The 8,841-nt window shown below is 45.4% G+C and carries 9 protein-coding genes and 2 pseudogenes; 6 read left to right on the forward strand and 5 right to left on the reverse strand.

The window, feature by feature from the left end:
* Nucleotides 1–38: 38 nt before the first annotated feature.
* The 3 genes from AC5JL8_RS38810 to AC5JL8_RS38820 form a co-directional block, all read right to left on the reverse strand.
* Nucleotides 39–1,298 (reverse strand): hypothetical protein, encoded by a 1,260-nt coding sequence (locus AC5JL8_RS38810; RefSeq protein WP_495884994.1) that lies wholly within the window; start codon nt 1,296–1,298, stop codon nt 39–41.
* A 123-nt stretch (nt 1,299–1,421) separates the two neighbouring features.
* Nucleotides 1,422–1,685, reverse strand: a complete 264-nt coding sequence (locus AC5JL8_RS38815) for a hypothetical protein (protein ID WP_495884995.1) — start codon at nt 1,683–1,685, stop codon at nt 1,422–1,424.
* A 423-nt stretch (nt 1,686–2,108) separates the two neighbouring features.
* The gene (locus tag AC5JL8_RS38820; RefSeq protein WP_495884996.1) at nt 2,109–2,558 is read right to left on the reverse strand and encodes a hypothetical protein; all 450 of its coding nucleotides are present in this window, start codon (nt 2,556–2,558) and stop codon (nt 2,109–2,111) included.
* 13 nt (nt 2,559–2,571) lie between these two features.
* Here AC5JL8_RS38820 and AC5JL8_RS38825 point away from each other — a divergent pair.
* The 3 genes and pseudogenes from AC5JL8_RS38825 to AC5JL8_RS38835 all read left to right on the forward strand — a co-directional run.
* Nucleotides 2,572–2,728 (forward strand): annotated as a pseudogene (locus tag AC5JL8_RS38825) (reverse transcriptase N-terminal domain-containing protein); the annotation flags it as partial.
* 543 nt (nt 2,729–3,271) lie between these two features.
* On the forward strand, nt 3,272–4,525 hold the full coding sequence (locus AC5JL8_RS38830; RefSeq protein WP_495884997.1) for a calcium-binding protein: 1,254 nt from the start codon (nt 3,272–3,274) through the stop codon (nt 4,523–4,525).
* Between the two features lie 59 nt (nt 4,526–4,584).
* Nucleotides 4,585–4,707 (forward strand): annotated as a pseudogene (locus tag AC5JL8_RS38835) (transposase); the annotation flags it as partial.
* Here the strand turns inward: AC5JL8_RS38835 and AC5JL8_RS38840 are convergent.
* Nucleotides 4,707–4,982 carry a hypothetical protein gene (locus AC5JL8_RS38840; protein ID WP_495884998.1) on the reverse strand — a complete coding sequence of 92 codons (276 nt, stop codon included), beginning with the start codon at nt 4,980–4,982 and terminating at the stop codon, nt 4,707–4,709. The pseudogene AC5JL8_RS38835 and the gene AC5JL8_RS38840 overlap by 1 nt on opposite strands.
* A gap of 485 nt (nt 4,983–5,467) precedes the next feature.
* On the opposite strand from AC5JL8_RS38840, the gene AC5JL8_RS38845 reads away from it, so the two are divergent.
* The 3 genes from AC5JL8_RS38845 (at nt 5,468) to AC5JL8_RS38855 (ending at nt 8,649) form a co-directional block, all read left to right on the forward strand.
* The gene (locus tag AC5JL8_RS38845; protein ID WP_495884999.1) at nt 5,468–5,794 is read left to right on the forward strand and encodes a helix-turn-helix domain-containing protein; all 327 of its coding nucleotides are present in this window, start codon (nt 5,468–5,470) and stop codon (nt 5,792–5,794) included.
* Between the two features lie 175 nt (nt 5,795–5,969).
* Nucleotides 5,970–7,586, forward strand: coding sequence for a hypothetical protein (locus AC5JL8_RS38850; protein ID WP_495885000.1), 1,617 nt, complete (start codon nt 5,970–5,972; stop codon nt 7,584–7,586).
* 268 nt (nt 7,587–7,854) lie between these two features.
* The gene (locus tag AC5JL8_RS38855; protein WP_495885001.1) at nt 7,855–8,649 is read left to right on the forward strand and encodes a BRO family protein; all 795 of its coding nucleotides are present in this window, start codon (nt 7,855–7,857) and stop codon (nt 8,647–8,649) included.
* On the opposite strand, the gene AC5JL8_RS38860 is transcribed toward AC5JL8_RS38855, so the two are convergent.
* Nucleotides 8,646–8,841: hypothetical protein (locus AC5JL8_RS38860; protein WP_495885002.1), on the reverse strand; the 196-nt coding region annotated here is incomplete at its 5' end. The genes AC5JL8_RS38855 and AC5JL8_RS38860 overlap by 4 nt on opposite strands.

The following is an 8,841-nucleotide window of genomic DNA, read 5'->3' on the forward strand; positions in this document are numbered from 1 at the left end:
TAAAGCTAGTTTGGGCTACATTTGGGCTTAATTTTTGTTTAAGTCCCGCTAGGAAGATGTGGTTTATATATGGGAGCCGGGGGAGAGACAAGTGCTAGGGCTGCACTTTCACACAGCAGCGAGGGATGGGGTAGAGCGTCCTTGATTCTGATTCGCTGTGGTCGGTAGGTTTCGTAAAGCGTATCTTTCAAACCCTCACTAGCCGTCCACTCGATAACCTCATATTCTAGGATGACTACATCTGGAATCTCGGAAGCTGGTTGTGGTTGAGCCACTGTTTGATGTTTGGGCAGTTTAACAACCTTCGCTGCAACGACAGCAGCTAAAGGAGTTGCAGCATTCCATTGCGAACGCAGGGGTAATTGCTCAATCAACGCCAGTAGTTCGGGCAGTTCAAGCGTTTCTCTAATGCAAGGAATGTCGCCGGAGTTAGATGCCGGAACTTTATCAATAACCGTGATTCGGGTTTCGATTGTTGTCCCATGTTTGCTATATACCTTGCCACTGACCCCGACCGACATTAAAATTCGCGCTTTTTCTTGCCACCTTGGGTTAGCCGGAGAGAACCAATTGGCAGTGATAGTCACCAGCCGTCCACCATCACACAGCCTTTGTAGTGCAGAGTTAATATGGCGAGGGGTTGCGTTACTGTTGCGACTGTTGATGTTGGGCGATGACGAGAATGGCGGATTCATTAGCACAACCGAGGGCTGAGTCTTTCCAGCTAAGTAGTCGTTAATCTGCTCGGCATTCACAGAGAATAATGGTGTGCCGGGGAACAGCCGCCGCAGAATCTTAGCTCTATCGTCGGCGAGTTCGTTGAGCATCAGGCTTGCTCCGCAGAGTTTGGAGAACTGAGCTAAGATGCCAGTACCAGCACTGGGTTCGAGTACCAAGTCGTTACCATTGATTTGCCCTGCCATTGCCACCAAGTACGCCAAGGGTAGCGGAGTCGAAAACTGCTGTAGTTGTAACTGTTCTTCAGTACGGCGTGTATGAGTAGGGCAAAGCAACTCAAGCCGTTGTAGTTCTTTTAAGGGGTTTTGTGGTAATCCTTGGCGGCGGAGGTAAAGAATTAGTGCAACCTCTACAGCTTCATAAGCATCTTTCCACTGCCACGCCCCTGATGTCGCAGTTCCGTTAAAATAACGATTCATCTGCGATTGGATTGCTCTGTTTGCCAAAGGTTGATTCTTAATCAATAATTTGGCAAGTTCTTGTCCCGCGCTGACAATGGATTGCCCGTAGTCTAAAACTGTTTGCACATCAAACAGTGAGCCTTGGATTGCATTAACCATGACTGTATATATAGATATTGATTTCACAAAAACTTGGCGTAGCCGATACTGCACAGGAAGATTCGTACAGCGATCGGCAATCAAAGTAGACTTAGTTGCAAGATGTTGATTTCTGTGGGATGCTCACGCTCGATCTTTTCGATTTGCACATTTCAAATTAAAAATGAATTCCAACCACTCTTTCGGTTGTGGAACTCCAATAGATGTTTGTTTTGCTGCATATTCGTTGACCAAAAGAGCTAGCTCAACCATGTGGGAATATGTATCAAATGCTAGTTGATTACATTGTGAGCGAATCCGTCTTTTAACTCGTTCTGGTGAAGTTTTCCAGAAGATACTCCAGAAAAGCTGATGATATTCTCCAGATAAGGCGATTGCTATTTCCAAGTGCTGACCGAAACAATTCAAAATTCACGCATTCAAAATTCACGCATTCAAGAATAGCTCAGTAATTTTGAATTAATTAATTCAGGTGCAAGCCCCTAAATTCATTTATGGAGATAAAGATTTATAAACTTGTTGTTCAAGCCCCTGCATTTATAAGCCACTGCGGTGGACGGGTTTCCCGGCACCCTCAGTGGCGTGCATGGGGCATTAATTTTGAATTTTGAATTCGAGCGAAGCGAGTGACGAGCGTGAGCAAACTCAAGAGTATCTGGGGCGTACTGGAGAGCGACTACCAAGGCACAGTGTGCTGCTTGCATTGTTTTGACTTTTTGAAATGACAAAAAAGCGATCGCGTTTTAAGAATAGCGATCGCTCCTTTAATAGGTGTCTCTGTCGAAGCAACAAGACACCCAGCAAAGTTACTTAAGCCGACTGCTTGCGTGGTCTTGCGGGTTTTCGTGGAGCTTTAATAGATGTCGCTTTTGCAGTAGTCTTAGAAGTTTTGGTAGTTTTGCCTTTGAGGGGAGTAGATTTATTGGCGGTTTTAGCTTTAGATTTAGGTTGTACTCCTGTTGCTGGTGGTAGCAGCCTTAGTGAAGGGAATTGGAGTATAACTGGTTGAGTTTCGGTAGAACTGTTGTGAGACTCTAATTCTAATGTCCAGGGATCAGAAATTTCCTTAAATTGTAATGTAACGAAGGGGATTTGTTGAGGTTCTACTTCTGGTCGTTCAGTGTTAGATAGTGGTTCAATTTGAGGCGCTGTTATTGCAGATTTCAAACTGGCATTGGATTGTGCAATTGTTTGAGGTGGTAATGGCACAACGTAAAGTCCGTCGATAAAATCGAAAATCATCAGAGCAACAAAGCTCATTACTATAAATTCAATAGCTTGGGTGAGTATAGATAGTGAATCTTGGAAAGCCTTACCGTGGAAGAAATTCCGCCGTAACCTTTTCCGCCTTCACTCATCGCGTGTACAAAGCGGTTCTTGTTGGAGACAAGCGGAAAGCTAGGTTACTCCAAAAGCTTATTCTAAACGCCGGGGACGGAAAACCTCATTAGTCGTTGCATACTCCGGTAATTCTTCGGGGTATGCAGAAAATGAAAGAACTCCGGTGCGTGTTACAAGACAAAGACAGGCCGGTTGTAGGGGTAGCGGTGACTGACGGCCCCCTCCAGGGAAAATAGCGGCAGGGGGGAAAGAGTAATAAGAGGCTGTCAGTCAACAACCGGCAGTTGGGGGCATGTGGGGGCGGGATAGCCCCCACGGATAGAAAACAACACCATAACCATCTATGTCTCCTCCTTCTTCCAAAGGGGTGAGGCGGCTTGTTCCCTTTGCGGCAATGCTTAGAGGAGGCGAGACGTACGTATGGGCACGGTAATGCCTCGGCTTCCGGCTTACCACCGGGAGTAAAAGAGTGGCGGGGTTGCGTCCGCAGGTGAAAGGGGGAAACCCTTTTATCGCATTACCGAAAGCCTTAGCGCCGGATGCCTCGAAAGGGGCTCGTCCGGTGCGAAGGAGGCTAGTCAGGAGTAAAGACCGATCTCCGAGTCAAACTTGTAGCAGAGGGGAGTATAGAGATGGCTAATATTATTGGAGATAACGATAACAACACCCTGTTTGGCACATCGAATGATGACTTAATCGACGGCAAAGGTGGTAATGATCAGCTTTTTGGTAAAGGTGGTAATGACATTCTCTATGGTAGAAACGGTACTGACACACTCTATGGGGAGGCTGGCAATGATATTCTGGATGGCGGAGACAACCCTACAGGGGAATTACTTGGATTTGAGTACCTTTATGGTGGGGCTGGTAATGACATCCTCTATGGCAGAGATGGTGGGGACAACTTAAATGGTGGGGCTGGCAATGACCGCCTGAATGGTGGCGATGGCTTTGATAGGGCTGATTATTCAACTGCTCCTGGGGGCGTGACCATCGACCTTACTACAGGTACTACAAGTGGAAGTGCTGGAAATGACAGTTTAACAGGGATCGAATGGTTCATTGGTTCATCTTTCAATGACATCCTAATCGGTGGCACCGATAATGATATCTTTGATAGTGAGGGTGGCAATGACAACCTCAAGGGTGGAGATGGTAATGACAATTTCGGAAGTGGTTCTGGAAATGACATCCTACTTGGCGAGAACGGTGATGACATCCTACTTGGTGAGGGTGGGGATGACATCATAATTGGTGGAGACGGCAATGATGGACTCAATGGTGATGGTAGCATTGGGGAGCCTACAGGGAATGATTTTCTCGATGGTGGAGATGGTAATGACAACCTTGGAGGTAATTCTGGAGATGACATCCTAATTGGTGGAAATGGTAATGACAGGCTTGGTGGTAGTGCTGGAGATGACACCCTAAATGGTGGGGGCGGTAATGACGTACTATATGGCGAGGGTTCCCTCGATGAAGTTGGGAATGACATCCTGATTGGAGGGGCAGGCAATGACTTTCTCAATGGTTGGCTCGACAATGATACCTTAATTGGAGGTCAGGGTTTCGATACATTTAGCTTTAGGTCTCCAGAGGAAGGCGTAGATCTAATCATAGACTTCTCATCAACTACTGATACGCTCCGAGTCGAACCCAGTGGCTTTGGTGAAGAACTACCTTTAGGTACAATTACAGAGCAAATGTTCCGTCTTGGTTCTAATGCACAGGATGCTTCAGATCGGTTCATTTACAACCAGAACACGGGCGCTCTCTACTTTGATGCCGATGGTAAAGGTGGAACAGCACAGATACAGTTCGCGATCCTGGCTAATAATGCCTCCCTAACTGCAAGTGATATTGTTATCACCAACGTTGACGTTTGAGTAAGAGGATGTATGAAAAGTATAGAATCAAACTTCTGTGCATCAAGATTACAGAAGCTATGGCTCGAAAGCTCTATCCCACTGACCTGACTGACCAACAATGGCACATCCTCAAACCACTGATTCCTACTCCCAAAGCAGGCGGTCGTCCTCGTACAGTTAACATCCGCGAGGTCGTTAACTAACGGTAGCACTTACCCCAGGTATCAGCGCGAAACTCTTCTTTGTCGTTAACCATCACCAGCCATCTTTGAGTGACAAAATCGCGGTGATCGTAGGAAATTTGGGCTATAAGTTGACCGCTGGCGTAAATCTCATGATGGTAGAAGTCGATTTCAATGCTGGTAAATTCTTCTGGGGCTACAGCTTGCGCTTGCTCGTTCATGTACTGCGCGAGTTCGGCTTGGGCTAAGGATTGCTCGTCAACTGGTTGCTGTGTATGTGCAATGTAGGTCATAATGAAGTTCCTAGTGTAATAGGGTAAAAGGCGATCGCGAAGTTTTCCAGGCCGAGCGATTGCCTTTGTTTTTATGGACAACGTTGTGGCTCCCCCACAACGCATTCACAGATTTTTGGCGTAGCCGTAAATTGAATCAATCTCAAAGCTAGTGGCGTTTGAGCATGACCAAGGCAAACAGGGATGGTTGCAGAAGCAAACTCTTGATTGCGCTTGTTTGTGCTGGCTGTTTTGATAGGGATGAGTTTTGAAAATTCGGATTTTGGATGTCTGCAAATCTGTATCAAATAGGTATTGGCAGTTTTCCCTATCTCATATTTATAAATATATATGAGACGTAGAATTATGTCAACAAAAAAGCTAATATTACATTTATGAAATTTACTAATATATATCACACGTAGATAAAGCCGATTTATTTATGTATACTGATCAGTAGTCGATTTATCCAAGCAAGACGAGGATTAAACTAATGGAGGTGTCGCATGAAAAAACAGATGATTGTTTGGAAGTTAAATGAAGTGATGGCAAGGCAACGCATCAAAAACAAAGACTTGGCAGCATTTCTAGGAATTGACGAAAACTCTGTTTCTCGACTTAGGAAAACAGATGAAATGCCTCGTTTGACAGCAGAAAGGCTGAATGGACTTTGTATTGCTCTTGGATGCCAACCTGGAGACTTAATTGTTTTTGTCCCCGATGATGATGCAGGAGTTGGAGAAGATAGTTCACAACAAATAGGAATATTACCGGCTGTTAAACGCAGAATTCCAAAGACTAGTGAACCCAATACACAGGATATTGCAGCATAAAGCGATCGCCCGCCGCCAAGCAAGTGCGATCGCCTGCTCAATCCTTTGACTGCAAAGTGAGCTAATTACCATGCTGACACAGTTTTGTTAAAACCTAAAGATCAGCACCAGACTCACTTTGGTGAAATTGCATCCTTGTCTGTTTTTATGCGTTTACCAAGCGTGGGCAAGAAATATGCTGACACTAGAAAAAACACCAACGCTTCCTTACAGTGTCCTCAACACCAGCATCAAAGAAACCTTCACTGCCATTGACCGATTTGAATGGCAAGCCGTTGATGAAATATTACAGATGCGTGATAATCAGCTTTACCGTGAAGCTGGCTACAAGTCTTTTGAGGAATACTGCCAAACTGAGTTATCAGCCTGGGGTGGATACCGAAGAATTAACCAACTGTTAGGCGCGAAGAAAGTCAGGGACACAGCCGATGAGTTAGGTGAACACATCAAAAATGAGCGTCAAGCCCGTTCATTGCTGCGACTAGTCAAGGAACCAGAGAAACTGAAGCAAGCCGTTGCGATCGCACTCGAACAAAACTCTTTTCCCAGTGAATCGGATTTTGCGGCAGCTGCTAACAAGGTGGTTCCTCGGCTTCCACGCCAAAAAAATCAGGAACCATTGGTTCCTAAAATTGAAGAACCAATAGTTGCCCAAATTCAGGAACCAACGGTTCCTAAAACCAACACAGTCAAAGTCACCTCACCAACTCACCCCCGTTTTGGTGAAGAGGGAACCATAGAAGCAGACGCACCGAACAACTGGCAGCAGATTGTCACGTTTGCTGATGGTGATAGAGAACTGGTGAACAATGCGGATTTGAGTAATGGCACAATTGAGTCATTTACCACTGAGCGAACTTACCCCAAAGAATATTCTGAGGCAATCGCACAACTCAAACAACAGCACCAGCAGGAATTGGAACGGCTGGAGCAAGAATTAAGGGTTGGTTTACTCTCAGAAGCTAATACCAGAGCCGAACAGCAAGTTCAAGAACAACTCGAAGCTTTGCAACAACTGTTTCAGCAGCAGAAACAAGAAAATATCCAGTTACAGCAACGGCTTTTTGAGTTAGAGGGGCTAAGGCAGTTAGAACTTGAGAACCAACGGTTACAAAAACGTATTCAGGAATTAGAAAGTGCTGTAGAAGAACGCTCCGCCCAGGAATGGGGCAATACTCTCACAAAACAAGCAACCAAAGCCCTGAATAAGCAAGTCAAGCAAGCTCTGGATAAGACAATTGATCTGCGCTCGCTGGCACATGAACCACCCAAAGAGAATGCACAGGAATGCCTACGGCTGATGGGCATAGCTTTGGGGAACCTCGCCAGCGCCATGAACAACACCCAGGCACTTCAAGCTGCGGCGTTAATCTTGGGCAGTGAGCCGACACCGCAGGCGCTCGCATATCGCGCCGAACAGTTGCAACTATTACCCCAAGCATTGAGTGAAATCAGGGCTGTGTTGATCAAACCTGGGTGTACATGGATTGACTATTTAGCTGTGGCACAAGAGTACGAGGTAATCAAACAAGACTATTGGGCAGAGTTGACCACTGAGGAGACTGATTTAATCAATGCGCTAGAAATTGCTTCTACTACTTCTGTGATTGGACTAGGGAGCATTGTTGCCTATGCTGACCCTTACTATACCCTATACAACGGCAGGGGTGAAGTTGTGGAGGATTTGGGCGAAGAAGTGATAGTGGCTTGGGATCACTGGAAAGAACGAGGCAAAAAAACTGACCGCTATTTCAAAGATGAGTTGCGGTTTTGGCAAGACGAGAAGCAGTAAATAAAACTCGCGCTTACATCTCTACAAGAACTGAATGCAGTACGGCCAAGCAATTCGCAATTCGCAGGGGAGCAAGTCGCAATTATAAAGCGAATTGAATAATTGAGTCATTTGGAATACAGGTTCCTAACTTCAATTAAGAAAAAACGAAACGCATAGCATCAATATTTAAACCTCGCATTTGTGCCTGGAGTATTAATTGCGAATTGCGAATTGGTATAGGTGCTGCCGATATTTTCATGCGTCAAAAATTGGAGTCGATATCAATATGGATGCAATTACATCAACCCCTACCAGCCCTGATAGCCCTTTTGACCAAATCAAAAAAATTGATGAGCAGGGTTACGAATATTGGTTAGCGCGTGATCTCATGTCCATTCTGGGATATCAGCAATGGCGACAATTTGAGGATGCTATAGACAGAGCAATCGCCGCTTGCGAAAACATTGGACAGGACAGCAAAAAACACTTTTTGCGTCTGCCCGCAAAAAGTTCAGGAGGTAGACCCAGAGATGATTTCAAGCTCAGTCGTCATGGTTGCTACTTGACTGCCATGAATGGAGATTCTCGAAAACCAGAAATAGCTTCTGCACAGAATTACTTTGCTTACAAAACCCGCGAGGCGGAGTTATCCACCCAAAACTCAGAACTACTGACCCAACTTTTAGAACGGTTAGAACAGCAAAGTCAAATCATCCAGGAGCAAGGCAAGGCGATTGCACAACTGCAAGCTCAAATCCAAACTCTGCTGCCACCATCATCAGATTTTATACCTCCTGGTTGGGATGAGGACGTTTGGAGATCGTTACCCCCACAAGATAAACGCCACTTCAGGTTTTTGTTTCGTCGTCGCAACTTTCGACCTTCCGTCAAAAATGAATCACTGGGGTTACCTGCTGCCACAACTGAACAAATGAAACAGAAGCAAAGCGATGAAGTAGCGCGATTGATTGGTGAAGTGTCGCCCGAAGAGAAACAGCAATTTCAGGCGGCTAAACGCCAACAACTTCGAGAGTTTTGGTCACAAGCCCCAGAAGAAGACCAAAAAAATATGCCGTTTTAGACGAACCAGTTTTGACAAATATATGGAAGGTGGAATATGAGCAGCATTGCCTCTACTAAAAGGTTTTCTGTCCTGGTCATTCTGCGCCGGGAGTATCTTGATATCACTGGTAACTTTTGCGCCGCTAAGTTAATCGAATAGGGAGCATCCAGTTTTGGAAGATTTACCATTTCTGAGAAAATGTAGAAGGAA

The organism is Mojavia sp., from assembly GCF_059505145.1.

What these genes read in the sequence shown, in the direction of transcription:
- AC5JL8_RS38810 (WP_495884994.1), bottom strand. Translation starts at nt 1,298, where the DNA reads ATGGTTAATGCAATCCAAGGCTCACTGTTTGATGTGCAAACAGTTTTA.
- AC5JL8_RS38850 (WP_495885000.1), top strand. Translation starts at nt 5,970, where the DNA reads ATGCTGACACTAGAAAAAACACCAACGCTTCCTTACAGTGTCCTCAAC.
- AC5JL8_RS38855 (WP_495885001.1), top strand. Translation starts at nt 7,855, where the DNA reads ATGGATGCAATTACATCAACCCCTACCAGCCCTGATAGCCCTTTTGAC.
- AC5JL8_RS38820 (WP_495884996.1), bottom strand. Translation starts at nt 2,558, where the DNA reads ATGAGCTTTGTTGCTCTGATGATTTTCGATTTTATCGACGGACTTTAC.
- AC5JL8_RS38840 (WP_495884998.1), bottom strand. Translation starts at nt 4,982, where the DNA reads ATGACCTACATTGCACATACACAGCAACCAGTTGACGAGCAATCCTTA.
- AC5JL8_RS38845 (WP_495884999.1), top strand. Translation starts at nt 5,468, where the DNA reads ATGAAAAAACAGATGATTGTTTGGAAGTTAAATGAAGTGATGGCAAGG.
- AC5JL8_RS38830 (WP_495884997.1), top strand. Translation starts at nt 3,272, where the DNA reads ATGGCTAATATTATTGGAGATAACGATAACAACACCCTGTTTGGCACA.